The organism is Enterobacter cloacae complex sp. XAL002 (assembly GCF_049236805.1).
Lineage (GTDB): Bacteria > Pseudomonadota > Gammaproteobacteria > Enterobacterales > Enterobacteriaceae > Enterobacter > Enterobacter intestinihominis.
Genome location: NZ_JBMKJN010000003.1, coordinates 138808 through 162382, shown reverse-complemented (window position 1 = coordinate 162382; position 23575 = coordinate 138808). Strand labels below are relative to the sequence as shown.

The 23575-nt window shown below is 55.0% G+C and carries 21 protein-coding genes and 1 tRNA gene; 15 read left to right on the top strand and 7 right to left on the bottom strand.

Going from position 1 to position 23575, the window contains the following annotated elements:
* Positions 1-4: 4 nt before the first annotated feature.
* Both trmH and recG read left to right on the top strand, forming a co-directional pair.
* Positions 5-694 carry a tRNA (guanosine(18)-2'-O)-methyltransferase TrmH gene (trmH, locus tag ACOT0L_RS03940; protein ID WP_032622047.1) on the top strand — a complete coding sequence of 230 codons (690 nt, stop codon included), beginning with the start codon at positions 5-7 and terminating at the stop codon, positions 692-694.
* A gap of 3 nt (positions 695-697) precedes the next feature.
* On the top strand, positions 698-2779 hold the full coding sequence (gene recG, locus ACOT0L_RS03935; protein WP_126502777.1) for an ATP-dependent DNA helicase RecG: 2082 nt from the start codon (positions 698-700) through the stop codon (positions 2777-2779).
* Between the two features lie 3 nt (positions 2780-2782).
* Here recG and gltS read toward each other — a convergent pair whose 3' ends face one another.
* Positions 2783-3985: a sodium/glutamate symporter gene (gene gltS / locus ACOT0L_RS03930; RefSeq protein ID WP_006812438.1), complete on the bottom strand. Its 1203-nt coding sequence runs from the start codon at positions 3983-3985 to the stop codon at positions 2783-2785.
* A 225-nt stretch (positions 3986-4210) separates the two neighbouring features.
* Here gltS and xanP point away from each other — a divergent pair, with 225 nt between their 5' ends.
* Both xanP and ACOT0L_RS03920 read left to right on the top strand, forming a co-directional pair.
* A complete protein-coding gene (gene xanP, locus ACOT0L_RS03925; RefSeq protein ID WP_015570053.1) occupies positions 4211-5602 on the top strand; it encodes a xanthine/proton symporter XanP in 1392 nt (463 codons plus the stop codon).
* A gap of 118 nt (positions 5603-5720) precedes the next feature.
* Positions 5721-7415, top strand: a complete 1695-nt coding sequence (locus ACOT0L_RS03920; protein ID WP_126502776.1) for an AsmA family protein — start codon at positions 5721-5723, stop codon at positions 7413-7415.
* Between the two features lie 129 nt (positions 7416-7544).
* Here the strand turns inward: ACOT0L_RS03920 and yicI are convergent, their stop codons facing one another.
* Positions 7545-9863, bottom strand: a complete 2319-nt coding sequence (gene yicI, locus ACOT0L_RS03915; RefSeq protein WP_126502775.1) for an alpha-xylosidase — start codon at positions 9861-9863, stop codon at positions 7545-7547.
* Between the two features lie 12 nt (positions 9864-9875).
* Entirely contained in the window at positions 9876-11267 is a 1392-nt protein-coding gene (locus tag ACOT0L_RS03910) for a glycoside-pentoside-hexuronide family transporter (RefSeq protein ID WP_015570055.1), read from the bottom strand.
* Between the two features lie 288 nt (positions 11268-11555).
* Here ACOT0L_RS03910 and ACOT0L_RS03905 point away from each other — a divergent pair.
* The 3 genes from ACOT0L_RS03905 (at position 11556) to ACOT0L_RS03895 (ending at position 13117) form a co-directional block, all read left to right on the top strand.
* Positions 11556-11650: transfer RNA gene (locus ACOT0L_RS03905), tRNA-Sec, on the top strand.
* 100 nt (positions 11651-11750) lie between these two features.
* On the top strand, positions 11751-12443 hold the full coding sequence (locus ACOT0L_RS03900) for a hypothetical protein (RefSeq protein ID WP_126502774.1): 693 nt from the start codon (positions 11751-11753) through the stop codon (positions 12441-12443).
* Between the two features lie 38 nt (positions 12444-12481).
* A complete protein-coding gene (locus tag ACOT0L_RS03895) occupies positions 12482-13117 on the top strand; it encodes a HEPN domain-containing protein (protein ID WP_126502773.1) in 636 nt (211 codons plus the stop codon).
* A gap of 49 nt (positions 13118-13166) precedes the next feature.
* Here the strand turns inward: ACOT0L_RS03895 and ACOT0L_RS03890 are convergent, their stop codons facing one another.
* Complete coding sequence (locus ACOT0L_RS03890) at positions 13167-13358, bottom strand: toxin-antitoxin system HicB family antitoxin (RefSeq protein ID WP_032610148.1); 192 nt, start codon at positions 13356-13358, stop codon at positions 13167-13169.
* Positions 13359-13483: 125 nt separating this feature from the next.
* Here ACOT0L_RS03890 and ACOT0L_RS03885 point away from each other — a divergent pair, with 125 nt between their 5' ends.
* Both ACOT0L_RS03885 and ACOT0L_RS03880 read left to right on the top strand, forming a co-directional pair.
* The gene (locus ACOT0L_RS03885; protein ID WP_126502772.1) at positions 13484-13825 is read left to right on the top strand and encodes a SymE family type I addiction module toxin; all 342 of its coding nucleotides are present in this window, start codon (positions 13484-13486) and stop codon (positions 13823-13825) included.
* Between the two features lie 123 nt (positions 13826-13948).
* Positions 13949-14248 (top strand): helix-turn-helix domain-containing protein, encoded by a 300-nt coding sequence (locus ACOT0L_RS03880; RefSeq protein WP_023299004.1) that lies wholly within the window; start codon positions 13949-13951, stop codon positions 14246-14248.
* Positions 14249-14312: 64 nt separating this feature from the next.
* On the opposite strand, the gene ACOT0L_RS03875 is transcribed toward ACOT0L_RS03880, so the two are convergent.
* From ACOT0L_RS03875 to ACOT0L_RS03865, 3 genes are all read right to left on the bottom strand, one after another.
* Complete coding sequence (locus tag ACOT0L_RS03875) at positions 14313-15194, bottom strand: GlxA family transcriptional regulator (RefSeq protein ID WP_038415011.1); 882 nt, start codon at positions 15192-15194, stop codon at positions 14313-14315.
* A gap of 242 nt (positions 15195-15436) precedes the next feature.
* A complete protein-coding gene (locus ACOT0L_RS03870; protein ID WP_022646606.1) occupies positions 15437-15916 on the bottom strand; it encodes a hypothetical protein in 480 nt (159 codons plus the stop codon).
* Position 15917: 1 nt separating this feature from the next.
* Positions 15918-16706, bottom strand: coding sequence for a winged helix-turn-helix domain-containing protein (locus ACOT0L_RS03865; RefSeq protein ID WP_421637249.1), 789 nt, complete (start codon positions 16704-16706; stop codon positions 15918-15920).
* Positions 16707-17540: 834 nt separating this feature from the next.
* Between ACOT0L_RS03865 and ACOT0L_RS03860 the strand changes: the two genes are divergently transcribed.
* From ACOT0L_RS03860 to ACOT0L_RS03835, 6 genes are read left to right on the top strand one after another with little or no spacing between them, the layout of a single operon-like run.
* Positions 17541-18143 (top strand): helix-turn-helix domain-containing protein, encoded by a 603-nt coding sequence (locus tag ACOT0L_RS03860; RefSeq protein WP_022646604.1) that lies wholly within the window; start codon positions 17541-17543, stop codon positions 18141-18143.
* 51 nt (positions 18144-18194) lie between these two features.
* Positions 18195-18779 carry a fimbrial protein gene (locus ACOT0L_RS03855; protein WP_126502770.1) on the top strand — a complete coding sequence of 195 codons (585 nt, stop codon included), beginning with the start codon at positions 18195-18197 and terminating at the stop codon, positions 18777-18779.
* 53 nt (positions 18780-18832) lie between these two features.
* The gene (locus ACOT0L_RS03850; protein WP_022646602.1) at positions 18833-19510 is read left to right on the top strand and encodes a fimbrial biogenesis chaperone; all 678 of its coding nucleotides are present in this window, start codon (positions 18833-18835) and stop codon (positions 19508-19510) included.
* Positions 19511-19533: 23 nt separating this feature from the next.
* Positions 19534-22059 (top strand): fimbria/pilus outer membrane usher protein, encoded by a 2526-nt coding sequence (locus ACOT0L_RS03845; protein ID WP_126502769.1) that lies wholly within the window; start codon positions 19534-19536, stop codon positions 22057-22059.
* A complete protein-coding gene (locus tag ACOT0L_RS03840; protein ID WP_126502768.1) occupies positions 22050-22568 on the top strand; it encodes a fimbrial protein in 519 nt (172 codons plus the stop codon). Before ACOT0L_RS03845 ends, ACOT0L_RS03840 begins: the two co-directional genes overlap by 10 nt.
* Positions 22568-23575: a fimbrial protein gene (locus ACOT0L_RS03835; protein ID WP_126502767.1), complete on the top strand. Its 1008-nt coding sequence runs from the start codon at positions 22568-22570 to the stop codon at positions 23573-23575. Before ACOT0L_RS03840 ends, ACOT0L_RS03835 begins: the two co-directional genes overlap by 1 nt.

Genomic DNA, 23575 nt, shown 5'->3' with positions numbered 1-23575 from the left:
CATTATGAATTCAACACGTTACGAGCGAATCTGCGAAATGCTCGCCAGGCGTCAGCCTGATCTGACGGTCTGCATGGAGCAGGTCCATAAACCTCATAACGTTTCTGCTATCGTCCGCACCGCAGATGCCGTCGGCGTGCATGAAGTCCACGCCGTCTGGCCAGGCGCACGTATGCGTACCATGGCCTCCACCGCCGCAGGCAGCAACAGCTGGGTATCCGTGAAAACTCACCAGACCATTGGTGAAGCGGTCTCGCACCTGAAAGGGCGTGGCATGCAGGTTCTGGCAACCAACCTCTCTGCTAAAGCCGTGGATTTCCGTGAGATCGACTACACCCGTCCGACCTGCATTTTAATGGGCCAGGAGAAAACGGGGATCACGCAGGAAGCACTGGATTTGGCTGACCGGGACATCATCATTCCGATGATCGGCATGGTCCAGTCACTCAACGTGTCGGTCGCCTCAGCGCTGATCCTGTATGAAGCGCAGCGCCAGCGTCAGAATGCCGGAATGTACGAGCGCAGCAACAGCATGCTGCCGGAAGAGGAGCAGCAGCGCCTGCTGTTTGAAGGTGGCTATCCGGTGCTGGCTCGCGTTGCGAAGCAGAAGAAATTGCCTTACCCCCACGTCAACGCGCAGGGCGAAATTGAAGCCGATGCCGAGTGGTGGTCCACCATGCAGTACGCAGGGTAAATCATGAAAGGCCGCCTGCTGGACGCCATACCGCTCAACAGCCTGACGGGCGTGGGCGCGGCACAAAGCAGTAAACTGGCGAAGATTGGCCTGCACACCGTGCAGGATCTCCTGCTCCACCTCCCCCTGCGTTACGAAGACCGTACTCAACTTTATAAAATTGGCGATCTGCTGCCCGCTATTTACGCCACCGTTGAAGGGGAAGTGCTGAACTGCAACATCACCTTTGGCGGACGCAGGATGATGACCTGCCAGATCAGCGACGGCACCGGCATTCTCACCATGCGCTTTTTCAACTTCAATGCGGCGATGAAAAACAGCCTTGCCACCGGACGACGCGTACTTGCGTACGGTGAAGCCAAACGGGGCAAATACGGCGCGGAGATGATCCACCCGGAATACCGCGTGCAGGGCGATCTCAGCTCACCTGAGCTACAGGAGACGCTCACCCCGGTCTACCCAACCACCGAAGGCATTAAGCAGGCTACGCTGCGCAAGCTCACCGACCAGGCGCTGGAACTGCTGGATACCTGCGCCATTAACGAGCTGCTGCCGCCGGAGCTTGCGCAGGGCATGATGAGCCTGCCGGAGGCGTTGCGCACCCTGCACCGTCCGCCGCCAACGCTTCAGCTCGTTGATTTAGAAAGCGGTAAACATCCCGCCCAACGGCGTCTTATCCTTGAGGAATTACTGGCTCACAACCTGAGCATGCTGGCCCTGCGCGCAGGTGCGCAGCGTTTCCACGCGCAGCCATTAAGCCAGCGTGATGAACTCAAAGATAAGCTGCTGGCCTCACTCCCGTTTAAACCCACCGGCGCACAGGCGCGGGTTACCGCCGAGATTGAACGCGATATGGCGCTGAATGTGCCGATGATGCGCCTGGTGCAGGGCGACGTGGGTTCCGGGAAAACGCTGGTTGCCGCATTGGCCGCTTTACGCGCTATCGCCCACGGCAAGCAGGTGGCGCTGATGGCGCCGACAGAACTGCTGGCCGAGCAGCACGCCAACAATTTCCGTAACTGGTTCGCCCCACTGGGGATCGAAGTGGGCTGGCTGGCCGGGAAGCAGAAGGGCAAAGCACGTCTTGCACAGCAGGAAGCCATTGCCAGCGGGCAGGTGCAGATGATTGTCGGCACGCACGCCATTTTCCAGGAACAGGTGCAGTTTAACGGCCTGGCGCTGGTCATTATCGACGAACAGCACCGCTTTGGTGTTCATCAGCGTCTGGCGCTGTGGGAGAAAGGTCTGCAACAGGGCTTCCACCCGCATCAGCTGATCATGACCGCCACGCCGATTCCGCGCACCCTGGCGATGACGGCCTATGCCGATCTGGATACCTCCACCATCGACGAGCTGCCGCCGGGCCGTACGCCGGTGACGACGGTCGCCATTCCGGACACGCGCCGCAGCGACATCATTGACCGCGTGCGCAACGCCTGTACGCAGGAAGGGCGTCAGGCTTACTGGGTCTGTACCCTGATTGAAGAGTCTGAGCTGCTGGAAGCGCAGGCTGCCGAAGCCACATGGGAAGAGTTAAAGCTCGCCCTGCCAGAGTTGAACGTCGGTCTGGTTCACGGGCGCATGAAGCCTGCCGAGAAGCAGGCGGTGATGCAGTCGTTCAAACAGGGCGAGCTGCACTTACTCGTTGCGACCACGGTTATCGAAGTGGGCGTGGATGTGCCGAACTCCAGCCTGATGATTATTGAGAACCCGGAGCGTCTGGGCCTGGCGCAGCTCCACCAGCTACGAGGCCGCGTGGGCCGTGGCGCGATCGCCTCTCACTGCGTGCTGCTCTACAAAGCCCCGCTGTCGAAAACCGCGCAGATGCGTTTGCAGGTGTTACGCGACAGCAATGACGGCTTCGTCATTGCGCAAAAAGATCTGGAGATCCGCGGCCCGGGTGAACTGCTGGGCACGCGTCAGACGGGTAACGCCGAATTTAAAGTGGCGGATTTGCTGCGCGATCAGGCCATGATCCCCGAAGTACAACGCCTAGCGCGTCATATTCATGAACGCTACCCCGAACAGGCGGCAGCGTTAATTGAACGCTGGATGCCGGAAACCGAGCGGTATTCCAACGCCTGACGATCAGCCAAACATTGGCAGCATCAGGTAGAGCTTAATGACCAGCGCGTTGACGATATCAATGAAGAATGCGCCCACCATCGGCACCACCAGAAACGCCATGTGCGACGGGCCGAACCGTTCGGTGATCGCCTGCATATTCGCGATGGCCGTTGGTGTCGCTCCCAGACCAAATCCACAGTGACCCGCAGCCAGTACCGCCGCATCATAGTTTTTGCCCATCATGCGCCAGGTAACAAAGATGGCATACAGCGCCATAAACACGGCCTGTACCGCCAGGATCGCCACCATCGGCAGCGCCAGCGAGGCCAGCTCCCACAGCTTGAGGCTCATAAGCGCCATCGCCAGGAACAGCGACAGGCTGACGTTACCCAGCACGGACACCGCGCGTTCGAAGACGCGGTAGAAGCCCATCTGCGCCAGACCGTTGCTCAGGATCACCCCGATAAACAGCACGCAGACAAAGGTTGGCAGTTCGAAAGCCGTTCCCGCCAGCCATTGCGCAACGATTTTGCCCACGGTGAGGCAGATGGCAATCATGGCGATGGTTTCAATCATCACCAACGAGGTGATGCTGCGACCAACGTCCGGTTTTTCGAACGCGGTCGGCACCATTTCATCGTCTGGTCTGCCTTCCGGCGTAGTGGAATGTTTCACCAGATAGCGCGCCACCGGGCCGCCAATCAGCCCGCCAAGCACCAGGCCAAAGGTCGCGCAGGCCATTGCCACTTCCGTTGCGTTTTCAAAGCCATAGCGTTCGATGAACAGCTTGCTCCACGCCGCGCCCGTTCCGTGGCCACCTGACAGGGTAATCGACCCCGCCAGCAGACCCATCAGCGGATCCAGCCCCAGCAGCGACGCCATACCGATGCCGATGGCGTTTTGCATCAGCAGCAGGCCCACCACGACAATCAAAAACACGCCCAGCACCTTGCCACCCGAACGCAGGCTTGCGAGGTTAGCGTTCAGGCCGATAGTGGCAAAGAAGGCCAGCATCAACGGATCTTTCAGGGACATATCAAAATCAATTTCCCAGCCCATGCTTTTTTTCAGTACCAGCAGGGCCAGCGCCACCAGCAATCCACCGGCTACAGGTTCAGGAATGGTGTACTTTTTCAGAAAGGAAACACTGTGTACCAGCTTGCGACCAAGCAGAAGAACCAGCGTTGCGGCAACAAGGGTCGACAACGTATCGAGATGAATCATAAAAGGCTCCTGTTATGCGCGTGTTCCATACACACGCGGCGTTATCCTGGGCCGGGTGATGCTCGTCATGAGCCGCCGGCGCGAAAAGTGTAATTTTTTTTTCCTGTTCGTTGTAGAAAACCTGCTCACACCGGCAGATTTTCTCTCTTTTTTTTGCTGGCAATCGTTTGCTTTTACCAGGTGGTCAGCTAAAATGCCCGCTTTTCCACCGTGGGATTGCCGCCGATGTCTGTTAACACTCTGGAGTCTGCTGATGCGCAACCGATTGCGCAGAAGCAAAACAGTGAACTGATTTACCGCCTTGAAGATCGTCCCCCGCTACCTCAAACCCTGTTTGCCGCCTGCCAGCATCTGCTGGCGATGTTCGTTGCGGTCATCACGCCGGCTCTGCTGATTTGTCAGGCGCTGGGGTTACCGGCGCAGGATACGCAACACATCATCAGTATGTCTCTGTTCGCTTCCGGTGTAGCCTCCATCATTCAAATTAAAGCCTGGGGTCCGGTGGGTTCGGGGTTGCTGTCGATTCAGGGCACCAGCTTTAACTTTGTGGCGCCGCTGATCATGGGCGGTACGGCACTGAAAACCGGCGGCGCAGATGTCCCGACGATGATGGCGGCGCTATTCGGCACCCTGATGCTGGCAAGCTGCACAGAGATGATCATCTCCCGCGTTCTGCACCTTGCGCGCCGGGTGATCACCCCGCTGGTCTCCGGCGTGGTGGTGATGATTATCGGCCTGTCGCTGATTCAGGTGGGTCTGACCTCCATCGGGGGCGGCTACGCGGCAATGAGCGACCATACCTTCGGCGCGCCGAAAAACCTGCTGCTGGCAGGCGTGGTGCTGGCGATCATTATTCTGCTTAACCGCCAGCGTAACCCGTACCTGCGCGTGGCTTCGCTGGTGATCGCCATGGCGGCCGGTTACCTGCTGGCGTGGGCGCTGGGCATGCTGCCGGAAAACACCACCCCAACCAACAGCGCGTTGATTACCGTGCCAACGCCGCTCTACTACGGCCTGGGCATTGACTGGAGTCTGCTCCTGCCGCTGATGCTGGTCTTTATGATCACCTCGCTGGAAACCATTGGCGATATCACTGCCACCTCCGACGTGTCCGAGCAGCCGGTCTCCGGCCCGCTGTACATGAAACGTCTGAAAGGCGGCGTGCTGGCGAACGGACTGAACTCGTTTGTCTCGGCGGTGTTCAACACATTCCCGAACTCCTGCTTCGGCCAGAACAATGGCGTGATCCAGTTGACCGGCGTGGCCAGCCGCTACGTGGGCTTCGTGGTGGCGCTGATGCTGGTGGTCCTCGGCCTGTTCCCGGCGGTGAGCGGGTTTGTGCAGCACATCCCTGAGCCGGTCCTGGGCGGCGCGACGCTGGTCATGTTCGGTACCATCGCGGCCTCCGGAGTGCGTATCGTCTCCCGCGAGCCGCTGAACCGCCGCGCAATCATGATTATTGCGCTGTCTCTCGCCGTAGGACTTGGCGTCTCCCAGCAGCCGATGATTTTGCAGTTTGCCCCGGACTGGGTGAAAAACCTGCTCTCTTCCGGCATCGCCGCGGGCGGTATTACCGCTATCGTGCTGAATCTCATTTTCCCGCCTGAAAAGAACTGATCCCCACACGGCAGGCTGTCAATGCCTGCCGTGACATCTCTTTACACCATTCCCGCCTTGAGCATTGCGCATAATTCGTGCATAACACCCTTATGTGCGTTTCGCGGGAAGGAAGACCATGAAATTTATTGGAAAGCTGCTTATCTATCTTCTGGTAGCCCTGCTCATTGTAGTGCTCGCCTTTTATTTTCTGCTCCAGACCCGCTGGGGCGCATCGCAGGTCAGTAGCTGGATCACGGTGAATACCGATTACGAGCTCAACTTTGACCTGATGGATCACCGCTTTTCATCCCCTTCTCACATCCTTCTGGAAAACGTCACCTTCGGACGAGATGGCAAACCGGCCACGCTGGTCGCTAAAAAAGTGGATATTGGCTTAAGCAGCCGCCAGATCACCGACCCGCTGCATATGGACGCCATCACCCTGTTCGATGGCACGCTGAATTTATCTCCACAGACGGCGCCGCTGCCGCTCCAGGCCGATCGTCTGCAACTGAATAACATGGCCTTTAACAGCCCGAATACGGAGTGGGATCTCAGTGCGCAAAAGGTGACCGGTGGCGTCAGCCCGTGGCAGCCCGAGGCGGGGAACGTACTGGGGAAAAATGCGCAAATCCAGATGAGCGCCGGGTCGCTCACGCTCAACGGCATACCGGCCAACAACGTGCTGATTCAGGGACAACTCAACGGCAAAGAGGTGGTGCTCAATACCATCGGTGCCGATATGGCGCGCGGCTCGCTTACGGGGTCGGCTCAGCGTAATGCCGACGGTGGCTGGGTTATCGACACCCTGCGTCTGAATGAGATCCGCCTGCAAAGCGACAAATCGCTGCTGGATTTCTTCGCTCCTCTCTCCACCCTGCCTTCGTTACAGATTGGGCGGCTGGAAGTGACCGATGCCCGTCTACAGGGGCCAGACTGGGCGGTAACCGACCTCGATCTCAGCCTGGGTAACCTCACCCTGAGTAAAGGGGACTGGCAAAGCCAGGAGGGACGGTTATCCATGAACGCCAGCGAATTTATCTACGGCTCGCTGCATCTTTTTGACCCTATCCTGAACGCGGAATTCTCCCCGCAGGGCATTGCGCTGCGTCAGTTCACTTCCCGCTGGGAAGGGGGCATGGTGCGCACCTCCGGCAACTGGCTGCGCGACGGGAACGCGCTGGTGCTGGACGACGTTGCCATTGCCGGGCTGGAATATACGCTTCCGGAAAACTGGAAAACGCTGTGGATGGATCCGCTCCCGGCATGGCTGAACAGCGTGACGCTGAAAAAATTCGGCCTGAGCCGCAACCTGGTGATCGACATCGATCCGGCGTTCCCATGGCAGATCACCTCCCTCGACGGTTATGGCGCTAATCTGCGTCTGGCGCAAGACCATAAGTGGGGCGTGTGGGGCGGTAACGCAACCCTGAACGGGGCGGCAGCAACCTTTAACCGCGTCGACGTGCGACGCCCGTCGCTGGCGCTGAATGCCAACGCCGCAACGGTAAACATTACCGACCTGAGCGCCTTTACCGAGAAAGGGATCCTGGAAGCGACCGCCACCGTGTCACAGCTGCCACAGCGACAAACCACCGTGAGCCTGAACGGGCGCGGTGTACCACTCAACGTTTTGCAGCAGTGGGGCTGGCCAGCGCTGCCGATTGCGGGCGACGGCAATATTCAGCTCACCGCCAGCGGCAGCGTGCAGGCGAATGCGCCGCTGAAGCCGACGGTGAACGGGAAGCTGAGCGCGGTAAATATGGATAAACAGCAGGTGCAGCAGACGATGACCGGCGGGATGGTGTCGGCGGTGGCTCCGGCACAGTAAAAAGCCGGGTGGCGGCTTCGCCTTACCCGGCCTACGAGGTTTTGGTTCCCTCTCCCCGTGGGTGAGGACATCAGACCGCATAATTACCGTAGGCCCGGTAAGCGAAGCGCCACCGGGCATTTTTCCAGCTCAGAGGTGGATCACCACCTCATCCCCCTCGGCTTTCACCACCACACCCCACTCGCTGCCCGCATGTGAACCGCCTTTCACGCCGCCAACCTTTTGCACGTTGCGCAAGCACACCGACCAGTTTTGCGCATCTCCCGCGCCGGTAAAGGTCACGACGTCGCCCTGACGTGACGCCTTCAGCGTAAACACCACAGAACCGTCCGCCGCAGGCACTTCGCTAACCGCCGTTGCGCCATCGCTCAGGTTGAAGAGCTGGAAGGCTGTCCCCTCGTGCCACGCATAGTCCGGCTTCTGGTTATTATTGCCGAGCGCCAGCAGCGTGTTGTCGCGCACATAGACCGGCAGGCTCTGGAAATCGTGCTGCTGCTTATGCCAGCGGCTGCCCTCGATTACATCGTTGTGCCACAGGTGCGTCCAGCGCCCTTCCGGCAGCCAGAACTGCACGTCGCCCGCCTCGGAGAACACCGGCGCCACCATCATTGAATCCCCCAGCATGTACTGGCGGTCGAGGTAATCGCACGCCGGATCGTCCGGGAACTCCAGCATCATTGCCCGCAGCATCGGCGTGCCGAACTCGCGGGCCAGCGCCGCCTGACGATACAGGTACGGCATCAGCTGGCATTTCAGCTGGGTGAAGTGGCGCACCACGTCGCAGGACTCGTCATCGTACGCCCACGGCACACGGTAGGATTTGCTGCCGTGCAGGCGGCTGTGGCTGGAGAACAGCCCGAAAGCGCACCAGCGCTTATAGACGTGCGCCGGAGCGGTGTTTTCAAACCCGCCGATATCGTGGCTCCAGAATCCGAAGCCGGACAGGCCAATCGACAGCCCGCCGCGCAGGCTTTCCGCCATCGATTCATAGTTGGCGTAGCAGTCGCCGCCCCAATGCACCGGGAACTGTTGCGCCCCCACGGAGGCAGAACGGGCAAACAGCACCGCCTCTTCTTCTCCCACCGTCTCTTTCAGCACGTTCCATACCAGTTCGTTGTAGATGTAGGCGTAATGGTTGTGCATCTTCTGCGGATCGGAACCGTCAAACCACTGGACGTCCGTCGGGATACGCTCGCCGAAGTCGGTCTTGAAGCAGTCGACGCCGATCTCCACCAGGCCTTTCAGCTTGTCGGCGTACCACCGGCACGCGTCCGGGTTGGTGAAGTCGTAGATCGCCAGCCCCGGCTGCCATTTGTCCCACTGCCACAGGGAGCCGTCCGGGCGCTTGAGCAGGTAGCCCTTCTCTTTCAGCTCACGGAAGATCGGCGATTTCTGGCCGATGTACGGGTTGATCCACACGCAGACCTTCAGCCCTTTCTCTTTCAGGCGGCGGATCATCCCTTCCGGGTCGGGGAAGGTCACCGGGTCCCACTCAAAATCGCACCACTGGAAGGCTTTCATCCAGAAGCAGTCGAAGTGGAACACGTGCAGCGGCAGGTCGCGCTCGGCCATGCCGTCGATAAAGCTGTTGACCGTCGCTTCGTCGTAGTTAGTGGTGAAGGAGGTGGTCAGCCACAGGCCGAACGACCACGCAGGCGGCAGCGCCGGACGGCCGGTGAAGCGGGTATAGCGGTTCAGCACTTCTTTCGGCGTCGGGCCGTCGATCACGAAGTACTCGAGATACTCCCCTTCCACGCTGAACTGCACTTTGGAGACCTTCTCGGAGCCGACTTCAAACGAGACGTTTTCCGGATGATTCACCAGCACGCCATAACCACGGTTGGTCAGGTAGAACGGGATGTTTTTGTAGGACTGCTCGGTGCTGGTGCCGCCGTCGCGGTTCCAGGTTTCGACCGTCTGACCGTTGCGCACCAGGGCGGTAAAGCGCTCGCCCAGGCCATACACAGTTTCCCCCACGCCGAGATCCAGCCGCTCGAACACGTAATTGCGGTCGGTGTTGCTGTCCTGCACGTAGCCGTTGTTTTTCAGCTGGCTGCCGGTAATGCGTTGGCCGTTGCGCAGGAAATCCAGCGCCCAGAACTCGCCTTTGGTGACGCGCACGCTGGCGCTACCGCTTTTCAGCTCGGCAAATTCGGCGTTGTTTTCAATCTCAACTTTTACATCCTTCAGAACGTTCAGCGGATAGTGCGGGCCGTTGTTCAGCGCGCCCTGGAAGTGCTCAATGCGCACCCCGACAATCCCTTCCTGCGGAGCAAACAGGCGCACCGTGAACATCAACGTGTCGAGCTGCCAGGTGCGTTCGCGCACGTCACGCGGCGCCACATACACCACCAGGTCATTGCCCTGCTGCTCCACGTCGAACACCTGTACCGGATACGTCACGTTAAGGCCCGGTTGGATAAGCCAGTTTCCATCACTGATTTTCATGCTTACGTCCTCTTAGTTCTGCAATTCTTTGCTGACCGGCAGGTTTTCAAACTCCTGCTGATTGCGGCGCGCGCCCTGCGCCAGCTCGCGCAGGATTTTGGTCAGGAAGGGGGTTTTCAGCGTGTAGTAGCGTTTGGCGATAATGGCGCTCAGCACGTAGCAGATCGCCGGAGCCAGCGTAAACAGACCGATAATGATGCTGATGGTCGCGCTGTTCTGGGTTTTGGCTGCCGCGTCGTAGCCGCCGCCTGCCAGCATCCAGCCGATCATCGCCCCGCCCAGCGCCAGGCCGAGCTTCAGCACGAACAGCGTGCCCGCGAAGCTGATGCCGGTCAGACGTTTGCCGTTGGTCCATTCGCCGTAGTCGACGGTATCGGACATCATTACCCACTGGATCGGCGTCACCAGCTGGTGCAGCACGCCGATAACGAAGATGAAGCCGAACATCAGCACGGTGGCATGCATCGGCACGAAGAACATCGCCACGCTGACCACCGCCAGCGCGGCGTTGGTCCACCAGAAGATGCTGACCTTGCACTTCCAGTCGGTGAGCGGTTTCGCCAGCGCGGAGCCAATCAGGTTGCCGACGCAGTAGGTGGTGAGGAAGGCGACGAACACTTCCGGCGAGCCCATGATCCAGGTGCAGTAGTACATCATCGCGCCGCCGCGCACGCAGACGGCGAGGATGTTGAGGATGGTCAGCACGCCGACGATGCGCCACTGGTCGTTTTGCCAGATATCACGCAGATCTTCACGCATGGAGGTGGTGCTCGGCGGCACCTGGATGCGCTCTTTGGTGGTGAAGAAGCAGAACGCCAGCATCAGGAACGCGACCACCGACAGCACGGCGATCCCGCCCTGGAAGCCGAACGCCTTATCGTCGCCGCCAATCAGGTTCACCAGCGGCATCATCAGCACCGTGGAGAGCATGCCGCCCGCCGTCGCCAGCACAAAGCGCCAGGACTGGAGGGAGATACGCTGCGTCGGGTCGTTGGTGATTACACCGCCCAGCGCGCAGTAAGGGATGTTGACCACGGTATAGAGCAGGGTCAGCAGGGTGTAGGTGATGGCGGCGTAAACCATTTTACCGTTGAGGCTCAGGTCCGGCGTGGTATACGCCAGCACGCAGACGATGCCGAATGGGATCGCGCCGAACAAAATCCACGGACGGAACTTGCCCCAGCGGCTGCGGGTGCGGTCGGCAATCAGCCCCATGCACGGGTCGGAGATCGCATCCAGCGCGCGGGCCAGCAGGAACATGGTGCCGACAAACCCGGCGGGAATACCAAAAATATCGGTGTAGAAAAACATCATATAAAGCATGACGTTATCAAAAATGATATGGCTGGCGGCGTCTCCCATGCCGTAGCCAATCTTCTCTTTTACTGACAATACTTCGCTCATATTTTTATCCTTCACGCTGTAGGGGGCGCTGAGACCGGTTGCATTGGTTTTAAACCATTGTTTCAGGAGCGGGTATTGCGTTTTCTGGTTAAGAGATTACGTTTCTTGTTTTTTGTGATCGGGATTAAAGTTGGTGAGCACGAAATGCTAACCTGAGGATTTTCTTAAGAATTAGCTGAAACAGGGGGATTCAGGTCAAAAGAGAGGTGAAAAAAGTGGTGAGGGGTATGTGGTAAATGCCTGAAAGTAGCTATAATGCGCCCCGCCTCCATGTAGCAATGCAGGCGCGGAAGATCGTCATCTCCGGTGAGGTGGCTGGACTTCAAATCCAGTTGGGGGCGCCAGCGCTCCCGGGCAGGTTCGACTCCTGTGATCTTCCGCCAAAATTTTAAATTCCCCCCATAAAATTCATTAGAAATTTAACTATCCTTCCTAAATATATTATTATAACACCTACTATCATTAAAATTAAGAATTAATAAAATGAGAATTACTAAAGCCAGAATTAACACAATGCGTTTTATTATCTCTGAATCCATAAGAATTGATGATGAGATTTTTAAAGCATTGAAAAATAAAAATTACAATGAATTTCTTCAAAAAGAGTATGGGGAAGGGTTGGCTGGATTAGGCATGTCTATAAGCTCACCGAATGATTTCACTGAAGAATATAAACATGACCCAAGAAGAGAAATAAAACTTTCTAACAAATCTAAATCTGCCATACTTCATATGCTAAATGAACTCATTAAAGAAGTAAACTTAGAGATGAACTCAACAACCAATGAGTTTTATATTGAATTTAAAAAGATATTTTATAATCATTTCTTTCTTGGTGATGGAAATATAGATCATGATGGTTGCCTTAAAATACTTAATGAAGTGGTCAATAGAATAAAAGACAGTCTACTCGACGAAGATTTTTATTTCCCGATACTAGCCAACGGTCTAGAAAAAGATGAGATAAATTTAGGTATCGCTTCTATCATTCCCAAAGAAAACATCTTCTCGGATATACAACCCAATTTTACAACCGACGTAATTGAACTAGCCGAAGAGTTTTGTAATTCACAATTACATCCTTATAAACACTTCCTTAAAATAACCATAAAAACTGCTCTAAAGAGAGAAGGAAGTATTTATCTAAGCAAATCGCCAACTTTATCGTTGGAGTAATACAATTATTTAGTGAACATTTTCAGATAGATTCAGACGTGGTTGCTTTATCATTAAACCCGTATCCTAACTACGAGTCCTTTTACATTACAAATAATGATGATGGATACAATTATTGTTTTTCGAGCAAAGGAACAATTGTTCATAACGCAGTGTTTTGGCAAAAATTCAAACAAGAGAATGCATCAGAACTTGGTAGCATAATAAAACAGATTATAATTCATGCAACAACCCCAAAATCGAATCCCGTTTTGGTGGATAGGCTCATAGATGCAATATTTATTTTTAGAAGTGCAATGCAAGATAATGATGACTCATCAAAAATCGTAAAACTAACTACAGCACTTGAACGCCTTGTAAACACACAAAAAGATAACATCACTTCCACATTTATAAGTAGAGTTACACTTCTGCTGAATATGTACCATAAAGACAACAGCGACTGGAGTAGCATAGCAAAAGAAATGTATAACTATCGCTCAGAAATCGTACATGGTTCATGGTCGCTTTATCGTCAAACAAAACCGTTATATGCCGGCCGATATAGTGAACTTACCAGCAAAGCTCTTATATCAGCATGTATAGGTTTCTTTCACGTTGGCTTAAAAAGAGAGGATGACATAAAGTTAATTAACTCTTTTTATGATTATCTTTCCAAAAATAACCAATCCTAACTTACATACCTAACCTTCAATCAGTAATTAAATCCCATTGGGAAATTAATCACCCTCTTGGTTCTTTTCCTTTCTTCCTTAGCGCTTCCCTCGCTAGTTCTTTCAACCAACTAGCAAGACTCACCCCTTCCTCAGCTGCCACTGCATCCAACTGTTCCTTCAATGCCGGATCAATACGCATCTTAAACTGCGGAGATTGCCCACCGCCTTTTGGTTTTTTTTCGCGCGATATGATTGACATGAGGCCACCTATCCATCTACTCTTAAACATATAGGAGGCCACCTAAACCTCCTGTATTTGCAACGCCCCGATGTGCGGGAACACAACCGGAGCGTCTAACCTCACCAACTATCAAGGAGTTGATTATGGCTGATTCGCATTCTACCCCAGACACCGACCAATCCGGAAACGAGCGTTCATTAATTGTGGGATACCGCCCGAATGTTTACGACAAATCTACACCAAAAATCATCCTTTCCGGCAAGTGGCTGCGCGCGGCGGGGTTTGATACCGGACAGCAGGTCACGGTAAAGGTCATGAAAGGATGCATCGTTCTGGTGGCGTATAACGAGCAGGAGCAGAGGTTGCAGGACGACTATAAAAGGACGAAGGCAAAGCTCACCGAGATAGAAGACGCGCTTGCAGCGATTCAAACACAGCTTCCTGGAAAGCACCTCGCAAAATCAAATACAAACCACCTGGCGTAGCGACTATTTCTGGCATACTACGAGCTTACAGACATTACCCTTATGAAGTATTTCTGATAAGGGTTAACGGGTCGAAAATGCAGTTGTTCGGTTTTATCGAACAACTGCCAGCGAGGCAGCCAAGTGAAAACCTTAAATGAAGTGATTGCGTCACGCTCACCGGAAAGCCAACAGCGCATTCAGGAGATGGCAGAGGAAATGTTCCTCGAAACCGGTCTGCAACTTCTGCGTGAAGAGCTCCAGCTTTCGCAAAAACATGTCGCCGATCTTATGGGCGTAAGTCAACCTGCGGTAACACAGCTGGAGCAGCGTGGAAACGATCTGAAGATTGCTACGCTTAAGCGTTACATCGAAGCGATGGGCGGAAAACTTAGCATTAACGTGGAACTACCCACTGGCAAGCAGGTTGCGTTTCATCTCTAGCGCGATTGTATCTGTAGTTGATGGCGCAACTATATAAGCCGCATTTTACATCCACCTCAGAAAATTAATTCTGCGACGTGCGCCACACCCCAGGCGTACAACCATACTCCGTCTGAAAATGACGAATAAAGTGCGCGCAGTCGCTGAACCCCATCCGCTGCGCAATATCCGTCACGCTTTGCTGCGAGTTCTTCAGCAGCCAGCAAGCATAGCGCAGTCTGGCGCTGCGGATAAATTCGCGGGCCGTTTTGCCGAATTCTGCGTGGAACAGACGGTTGAGCTGGCGTTCACTCAATGCCACTTCTCGCGCAAGCCCGGCGGTAGTGAGCGGCCGGGTCAGGAACTGTTCAATCAGCATGACGGCGCGGCGCAACCGCGAGTCAGGGATAAGCGCAAGATTCGCCGGACGTGGGGTGGCAATTTCATGCGGAACGAGCGACAAACGCTGACAGGTGGTGCTGGCGATATCATCCCCGGCATGGGCGCGGATAAGCTCAGTTGCCAGCGTCAGGGTGGAAATACCGCCCGGGCAGGTCAGCACATCGCCATCGTCGATGAAATCATACCCTTGCTCAGCATAAACCAGCGGGAAAGCCTGCCGAAATGCATCAAGGTGGAAAGGATGGATGGACGCTCGTCGTTCATTCAGCAATCCTTCCTGTGCGAGGACAAAACTGCCGGTGCCAATGCCAATGAGCGGAACCCCGGCATGGTGGGCATGTGCCAGATACGCTTTATCCCCCTGATACCCTAAGTCCAGATACTGCAATTCACCGCCGATAACAGCAAGGTAGTTAAAACTGTCCGGCGGCCCATGGGGAGAATCCGGCCTCATGATAATCCCCGCATTGCTGATAATCGGGATATCAGGGAATTCACTTATCAGGCTGATTTTAAATGCTAATTTATCCTGAGCTTTCGCTGCATAACGCAGCGCCTCCAGCAACCCGGAGACGGCCAGGAGTGAATAACGGGGCCATAATATCAACCCAATATGCAGACACTTTTCCGGTACTGATTTCCCCCCATCGGAGGAGTCAAATACACTTTTCATTTACTTGCCAAATTTAAAATTAATTACATTATCGCAACATGATCTGTCGCACTTTATATTTCTAAGATAATCCTGATATTTTAAATCAAGCATAAATGAGACGGGAGGAAAATATAATGCTTTTCTCGTTTACATCATTCTTTTTTTGAACCACGACACACATATGTCGGTAATGTTCCTAAGGTAAAGATATAGTTACCATTATGTTGTTCATTGATACGCATATAAATACTCTTGCCCGGATAGACAAAAAATTGCGGTTCATATTTTTCCAGCCAGCTGTCTTCGACATTATCGTCCGGGAACGTCATATTTTTTTCTGACGTCAGCAAATAGAGGCGATCTTTTCTCTCCACCCGAAAGGAAATTTTCCTGTCGATGGTTTTACCCGGATCGCTCTTTGCCCGGCCATTCATGCTCAGGGTGCCGAATTTCCCGTCGAAGGTGTAATTCAGCCAGACCGTCAGCGTCTCATCCGGATGGTGCTGTACCAGATTAGCCTGGCATGAAAAAGGCTGAACGTAAGATCGGTGCCACAGGTAATAGCCCGTCAGCACGCCTGCCGTGACGAGGCCCGTCACGATGACATACAGCATCTGCCGAAAACGAGTCATGCTAGCTATCCTTCAGGAAATAATCAGATATACAGCGGTTCGGTTCTTTCATTGGCCGGTCGCAGCGAATAACCGACGCACGAGGAAGCAGGGCGTACCAGCTGATGTAAACCCAGGGATATTGCGCGCATTCAGCCTTGAATTGTTCCACATAGGTCAGCGCGGAAGCGCGTTCAGCGTGGGTCTGAATGTCGTTCGCAAGATAAACGCGACAGGCCCCGACGGATGCCGCAAAACGGTAATCCTCAACAAAACGGTTTTCCCTGGCGTTCATATATCCCGTCACGCCTGCCCCGGCCAGGATGACCAATAGCCCCATGACGACAGCCAGCCAGCGTGTGGGCTTCCTGGCAACGGGCGCTGCTGGCTCGGAGGATGCAGAGACCTCCTCGATCGCTGGCGCCTCCACACATTCTCCCTCTGCGGGTTGAGGCGCGACAGGCGAAGGCTCTCTGACGGTTATTTGCGTGTCGCTTGCCAGCGTCAGCCCAATACGGGGAATGGTAACGATAGGGTCAGTTTCAAAACCAATCTTTTTGAGCCCTTTGCGCAGAATGGAGATGTTCTGGTAATAGGTATTGGAGGAGACAAGCATGCCGCGGCTTTGCCAGACAATATCAAGGAACTCTTGCTGAGTGACAATCGACACCGCTCTGTCGATTAATAACAACAGGCATCGGCCTGCTGGCGAATTTAACACAACCACACGGTCAGGATTGTTGATATCACGTAACGTGCTGGCCGCAGGATGAAATTCGACGATATTATTTATAATGTAATGCTTATGCATAGGGGCAGTATGAATTCTCCGGTTAACAAATGTTGAACCTGAGTCACCGCATGTATGTGATGACATTCGCGTCGGGATTAATGTGACTGATTAACAGCATGCTGTATATCTTCGCCATTGGCGAAAAATCTTAATTTATATTTCATCCCTTAAGCTTCACTGAACCTGCATAAGAACTCAACCCTTGCAGAATGCGGCTTGCAGAGCCGCCTTATGCGCAATCATCCTCATTATGATGTTTTGTGAAGTGAATTTCCGCTCCACAGAAGTATCTGACTATCGGCAGCTTCTCGTTTATCAGAACCTCTTCTTTTGGCGTACTCCTCGCCTCTTGACATTGACAAATATCTACATAAATAAACATTGTACGCCACGGACATGCGTGTCTGAAATATTCAGTACTCTTAAGCCTTAAGTTTTCTTAACCTGACTCATATCAATAACTTCGATGGTTTTTGTATACTTTTCAGCCATCTTTCTATCAGTTTTTATCGATGATAACATTCGTAAATTGTTATCCCTCGTCAGCAACTTCACACCCGCGCTGACACCAGACGACAAACTCCTTACAAAACATTTATCAAAGCTAAATTTTCATTAAAAATAGCGGCTATCATAATTTACAGAAAGCGAAGCGGAATAAGACCAATCAGAGGGAAGCGTCGTAACCGGTCTCGATCTTAGTAATTAATACAATTTTAGATTAATTCAGATTACCTCTTTATTGGCCGACGTATAGTAGGCCTACACTATGCAATACGTCATTGCTTCGAGAATACTGGCGATAACCTTATAAATAATTCGCCTGATTACTATTATAAATCGAGGAATAACATGACGAACAATAACCAAATAACACAGCATATTACTGTTGCATTGATGGGCGGCGATCATTATGCAAGAAACGGCATTAAAACGTTATTACGCAGCATCCGCGACGACCTTCACATCATTATCATCGAAGGAGGTTATCAGGAACTGGATAAGGCGCTGTCATCGATTCGTATCGATATCTTATTTATATCCGGCGCAGAGAAATACCATACAGGGTATGGCTCACTGAAATATTTAAAAAAAATCAAAGCCACGCATCCAGAGGTGATTATCTGCCTGTACTCAACCTCTGCCCATTCCCTGTTATGGGCCAGGGAAGATATTGATGCCTATATCTCGCTACAGAACACGGTTTATCAGTGGCGGATAAAGCTAGCAAAAATGGTCGATAGCCATTATCGGCCCCAAAAGCAGCCAGCGGCGTTATCGCTGACGCCCGGAGAAAGGAGGGTATTAAAGGAACTCAGGAACGGACTGGATATACGTTACATCGCAGAACTGGAGAAACTTTCTTATCGCCGCGTGAGCGCTTTAAAAAGCTCAGCGATAAGAAAACTCGGGCTCAGGAATAAGACAGATTTGCTGGTCTTTTTAACCAGTTAGACCTGCCGCTTTCAGAGCAAATCTCGTAATAAAAAACCAAGGAACCATGAAATGAAAGCACGCCTTACTTGCCATTCTCTGCTGGCATTAAGCATTGCCGCCCTGCTGCCAGCGGGCTCAGCACTGGCCACCACCACCAGCGGCGGCACGGTTAACTTTAGCGGTAAAGTGGTGACCTCCGCCTGTGCCATCAGCGCCGGTAGCGCGAATATCGACGTCGACATGGGTGAAGTGCGTACCGCCACGCTGGCTGCCGCAGGCAGTGAAGCCAGTACCGCAAAAGCCTTCTCCATCACGCTGGAGGATTGCGAAATCGCCGATACCTCCGCGTCCACGGAAGATAACCCCATTGCCGCAACGACCGTGGCTATCACCTTCACCGGTACGCCGGACAGTACCGATGTGAATAGCCTGGCTGCGGGAGTAAACGGCGGCGCGGGCTCGGCGCAGCATGTCGCTATCCGTCTTTATGATGAACAGGGCAACGTCGTCAGGCTGGGTGAGCCGGCAGCAGCGATCCCCCTGCGTACGGGGGCGAACACCCTGAACTTCAGCGCGAAATATTACTCCCCACTGGGCAACGCCACGGCGGGTGATGCCAGCGCGGTCGCAACCTACACCGTGACCTATTCGTAATCTTCAGGCCCGGTCTGCTGGCCGGGTCTGACTCAGCTTTCAGGAGACGCACAATGCGCGTAAACACATGGATTTGTCTGGCTGGCACGTTATGTTCATCCGCCGTGTATGCAGGCGGCGTGGGGTTGGGTGCAACGCGGCTGGTCTACGCAGGCGCGACGACGCAGACGATGATGCAGGTAAGAAATACCCACCCTGATGCCACGTTCCTGATCCAGTCATGGATGGAAGACGAGAAAGGGAGCCGTACCAACGACTTCGTCATCACGCCGCCGCTGTACGTCATGAAGCCCGCCAGCGAAAGCGCGGTGAAAATCATGTTCAGCGGCAACGCACTGCCAGCCGATCGCGAAACGCTGTACTGGATGACGGTCAAAGCTATCCCACAGCAGGTTAAAAACGGTTCCGGCAATTCGCTGCAATTCGCCTCTGCCAACCGCATCAAGGTCTTTTATCGCCCTGAGTCGCTTCGGGAAGGCGCAGGAGAGGCATGGAAAAACCTTGCAGGCGCCTACCGCGCGGGCAAGGTCACGCTGACCAACCCAACGCCGTATTACCTCACCACCATTAACCTGAAAATTGATGGCAGGCCGGTGTCGCCCGTCATGGTGCCGCCGAAAGCCAGCGTGACGCTGGCAGACACCTTCAGCCATGCGAGCAGCATGAGCTACCAGACGATTAACGATTATGGGGCCTGGACGCCCGTCACCCGCACGTCATTGTCCCAATAATAAAAACAGTAAGGCGTGACCACATGAAAATTAAAATCCTGTGCGCCACGGCGATCGCCCTGGTGATTCGGCAAGCCGTGGCTGCCGAAAGCGAGCTGCACTTTAATCCTGCGTTTCTCAACGGCGAGCGCGCCAACAGTGCCGATCTCGCCTGGGTCAACGCCGGGAGCGCGTTGCCGCCGGGCGAGTACAATCTTAACGTGTATATCAACACCCAGTTCGCGTTCACAGGTAACGTCACGTTTCGCGCCGCTGAAAACACCGCCGGTGAAGCCCTGCCGTGCTTTACGCCTGCGCAATTCGCCGCACTTGGCATCGACAGCCGTCAGGCGAAAGGGGGTGAGCTGTCGCCTGCGCAGCGCTGCATTTTTTTAACCCGGTCGTTCGCCGATACCCGGTTTGATTTTGACCAGAGGACGCTTACCCTCAACTTCACCGTACCGCAAAGCGCGATGCGCGCTCTGCCGCGCGGGTACGTCAGCCCGGAGAGCTGGGAATCCGGCATCCCTGCCGCGTGGCTGAACTATGTGGTCAATGGCGCGAATAATGACTACCGGGGCGAGACGCGCACGCGGGAACAACAGCTGTTTGTGAGCCTGAACAGCGGCGCCAATCTGGGCGCATGGCGGCTGCGTGATTTCACCACGTGGACCAAAGAGAGTAACGAGCTCACCCACGTCCAGACCTGGCTACAGCGGGATATCCGCGCCCTGCGTGCCCAGGTTTATGCCGGTGAAACGTTCACCTCATCGCAGGTGTTTGACGCCGTTGGCCTGCGTGGGATTGCCCTGAAGACCGATGACAATATGTTGCCCGCCAGCCTGAGCGGTTACGCGCCTGAAGTGCGCGGCATCGCGCGCAGCAATGCCACGGTGACGGTTCGCCAGAACGGTAACGTTATCTATCAAACCTCGGTTCCGCCGGGGGCGTTTGTGCTGAAAGATCTCTATCCAACCTCTTCCGGCGGCGATCTCGCGGTCACCATTCAGGAGAGCGACGGCAGCCAGACGCAATACACCCTGCCCTTTGCCAGCGTGCCGAATCTGGTGCGTAACGGTCAGGTGAAATATGCTCTGGGGGCCGGGAAATACCGCCCTGCGGGCAATCAGATCTCGCCCTCCTTCGCGCAGGGCGAGCTGTTCCTGGGCTGGCGATACGGTCTCACGTTTTATGGCGGGGCGCAGTTTTCCGATCGCTACAACGGCCTGGCCTTAGGTATCGGGCAGAATCTCGGCCGCTTTGGCGCCTACTCCCTCGACCTCACCCATGCCCGCAGCCAGCTGGCTGATAATCAGCACTACACCGGGGATTCGGTGCGCCTGCGGTACAGCAAGCTGCTGAACGATATCGGTACGCGGGTCAATTTCTTCTCGCTGCGTTACTCAACGGCAGGGTTTTATACTCTCAGCGATACCACTTACAAAGGCATGGCGGGCGGAGCGCCAGAACAGACCGTAGAAGACGATGGCACCGTCACCACCCGCTACGACACGGTTTACAACCTGCATATGTCGCGTAAGGCAAAAAATCAGCTGCTGTTGTCGCAGCCGATGGGCGAATACGGCGCGCTGTCTCTGTCCTGGGATCAACAAACCTACTGGAATACGTCAAAAACCACGCAAAGTTTGCAGTTCGCGTGGAACGCAACGTTTCGTAATCTGTCGCTTGGCATCAGCGCCCAGAGTAGCTCTAGCCTGTACGACAACAAGAAAGACAATATCCTTGCGTTGTCCCTGTCGGTGCCGCTGGGTAACCCGGCGCTGTCGACCCGCCTCCGTTTTACCGCTACCCATGCGGATCCCGCTGGCACCACCGCCAGTACCGGTGTCAGTGGTTATCTGCCGGGACAGGAGAATCTTTTCTATAGCGTCAACCAGCGCTACAGCGCGCAGCAGCACTACGGCGGCGATGCCGCGCTGCAATACGAGGGCGCGTGGGGAGACTATAACCTGGGCTACAGCTACGCCGGTAACTCCCGCAACCTCAGCTACGGGATGAGCGGCGGCGCGGTGCTGCATGAGGATGGCCTGACGCTGAGCCAGCCGCTCGGGAACACCAATATCCTGGTGAAAGCCCCGGGCGCCAGCCATGTCGCCGTGCTCAACCACAAGGGCATCAAAACCGACAGCCGGGGCTATGCGGTGATCCCGTACGCCACGCCGTATCGCGTTAATCAGGTTGCGCTGGATGTCACCACCGTGGGCAATGACGTGGAGCTTGAGAACGCCATCGCCAATAAAATCCCCACCGACGGGGCACTGGTTCGCGCCACCCTCACCACGCGTCAGGGGGCAAAAGCGATGTTTATCGTGCGTCACGCTAAAGACGTGCTCCCCTTCGGCACGCTGGTCTCGTCAGAGGATGACAACGCCAGCGGTATCGTCGGCGATGGCGGCAGCGTGTATCTGACCGGCCTGTCAGCGAAGGGAACATTGCATGCCGTATGGGGACGCGACAGCGCCCAGCGCTGCACGATCCGCTATGCGTTGAACCCGAAAAATTATCAGGCCCGCACCGGGCTGTATTCCCAGGAGGTCATATGTCAGTAACCGTCCGGTTTCTCCCCCTGATCCTGCTGATGTTCATCACCGTCCCCGCACGCGGCTATGACGTGCTGGTTTCCGTGACCGGCAACGTGATCGGCAATACCTGTATTGTCTCGGAAGATTCGAAGGAGCAAAACGTGCCGCTGGGCACCCTCGGCGTGAAGCAATTTAGCGAGGCGGGGGCAGTCAGCAATATCAAAACGCCCTTCACGCTCACCCTTGAAGCGTGCGGCCCTACCTTTGCTGGCGTGAAAATCCGCTTCAGCGGTACGCCGGATGACGAGAACCCGCAGCTTCTAAAAGTCGCTGACGGCGGCGCGACCGGCGTGGCGGTGCAGATTCTGGATAAAGACAGCGTACTTATCCCGCTGGACACCCAAACCGCTGCTTACGGCGCGGCGGGGGATGACAGCGTAAAAATGACCTTCTATGCGCGACTGGCCGCCACGGGTGCGCCGGTCAATGCCGGAGACGTTTCGGCAGTGGCGACCTGGACGACGGAGTATCAATAATGCGTTTACTGTTTTTAGGCCTGTTTTTCATGACCTCTCAGGCGCTTGCCCTCTCCTGGACATCGGATATCACCCTTTCGCCAACACCCATGTCATGGTCCGGCCCGGCAGACTCCATCGTGCCCGGAAATACGATCGGCTCTGAATGGAGCACCACTGCGAGCGTCTCGGAAGTGTTCTGGTGCGGCCTGGTTTTTACCTGCTCCAAAGGGACGCTGGAGCCGAGCAGCAGCGTAACGGCCACCGGCATCACGGTTATTCTTGATGGTGCAAATTACATGGTATTTGAAACGGGCGTGCCCGGCATCGGCTTCATTCTTGGGCTTAAAGATTATAATGGCACCACCTATGTCCCGATGCAGACGGGCATTACGCAGAGTTATCCGGCCGACGGGACTAACGGTTACGCCTCCACACTGGGCTGGTCGGCAAAAGTGACGTTTATCAAGACCGGCGTTCCGCTGAAATCCGGCGTATACCAGACCCCCACCATTAACGCGGCGATCCTGACGGCCTATAACAACGAAGTGAAAACTGCGCAGGTGATCATCAACCCGACCACCATCACGGTGACGGCAAGCGGCTGCACGGTAGGCACGAAAAGCGCCAACGTCGACCTGGGCACCATTGATGTTCACACGCTACCCAGCGTAGGCAGCACCTCGCCATCGGAGGCGTTTAACGTCAGCCTGACCTGCGATGAGAACGTGGCGGTTAACGCAGTAATGACCGATCAGACCACGCCGTCAAATACCTCGTCGGTCGTGACGCTGACCGGGGACTCCACGGCCTCCGGCATTGGCGTGCAGTTTTTCTATAACGGTACCGGGCCGCTGATGATGGGGCCAGACAGCTCGGCCGCAGGCACGACGGGACAGTTTTTCATCCAGACCACCAGCGCAGCACAAACGCTATCGCTGCCGTTCCAGGCGCAGTACATCCGAACCGGAGAGCTGGTCCCCGGCTCGGCTAACGCCCTGGCGAGCATTACGTTTTCGTATCAGTAG

Coding starts and splice junctions, on each gene's coding strand:
- trmH (WP_032622047.1), top strand. CDS start 5: ATGAATTCAACACGTTACGAGCGAATCTGCGAAATGCTCGCCAGGCGT.
- recG (WP_126502777.1), top strand. CDS start 698: ATGAAAGGCCGCCTGCTGGACGCCATACCGCTCAACAGCCTGACGGGC.
- gltS (WP_006812438.1), bottom strand. CDS start 3,985: ATGATTCATCTCGATACGTTGTCGACCCTTGTTGCCGCAACGCTGGTT.
- xanP (WP_015570053.1), top strand. CDS start 4,211: ATGTCTGTTAACACTCTGGAGTCTGCTGATGCGCAACCGATTGCGCAG.
- ACOT0L_RS03920 (WP_126502776.1), top strand. CDS start 5,721: ATGAAATTTATTGGAAAGCTGCTTATCTATCTTCTGGTAGCCCTGCTC.
- yicI (WP_126502775.1), bottom strand. CDS start 9,863: ATGAAAATCAGTGATGGAAACTGGCTTATCCAACCGGGCCTTAACGTG.
- ACOT0L_RS03910 (WP_015570055.1), bottom strand. CDS start 11,267: ATGAGCGAAGTATTGTCAGTAAAAGAGAAGATTGGCTACGGCATGGGA.
- ACOT0L_RS03900 (WP_126502774.1), top strand. CDS start 11,751: ATGAGAATTACTAAAGCCAGAATTAACACAATGCGTTTTATTATCTCT.
- ACOT0L_RS03890 (WP_032610148.1), bottom strand. CDS start 13,358: ATGTCAATCATATCGCGCGAAAAAAAACCAAAAGGCGGTGGGCAATCT.
- ACOT0L_RS03885 (WP_126502772.1), top strand. CDS start 13,484: ATGGCTGATTCGCATTCTACCCCAGACACCGACCAATCCGGAAACGAG.
- ACOT0L_RS03870 (WP_022646606.1), bottom strand. CDS start 15,916: ATGACTCGTTTTCGGCAGATGCTGTATGTCATCGTGACGGGCCTCGTC.
- ACOT0L_RS03865 (WP_421637249.1), bottom strand. CDS start 16,706: ATGCATAAGCATTACATTATAAATAATATCGTCGAATTTCATCCTGCG.
- ACOT0L_RS03860 (WP_022646604.1), top strand. CDS start 17,541: ATGACGAACAATAACCAAATAACACAGCATATTACTGTTGCATTGATG.
- ACOT0L_RS03855 (WP_126502770.1), top strand. CDS start 18,195: ATGAAAGCACGCCTTACTTGCCATTCTCTGCTGGCATTAAGCATTGCC.
- ACOT0L_RS03850 (WP_022646602.1), top strand. CDS start 18,833: ATGCGCGTAAACACATGGATTTGTCTGGCTGGCACGTTATGTTCATCC.
- ACOT0L_RS03845 (WP_126502769.1), top strand. CDS start 19,534: ATGAAAATTAAAATCCTGTGCGCCACGGCGATCGCCCTGGTGATTCGG.
- ACOT0L_RS03840 (WP_126502768.1), top strand. CDS start 22,050: ATGTCAGTAACCGTCCGGTTTCTCCCCCTGATCCTGCTGATGTTCATC.
- ACOT0L_RS03835 (WP_126502767.1), top strand. CDS start 22,568: ATGCGTTTACTGTTTTTAGGCCTGTTTTTCATGACCTCTCAGGCGCTT.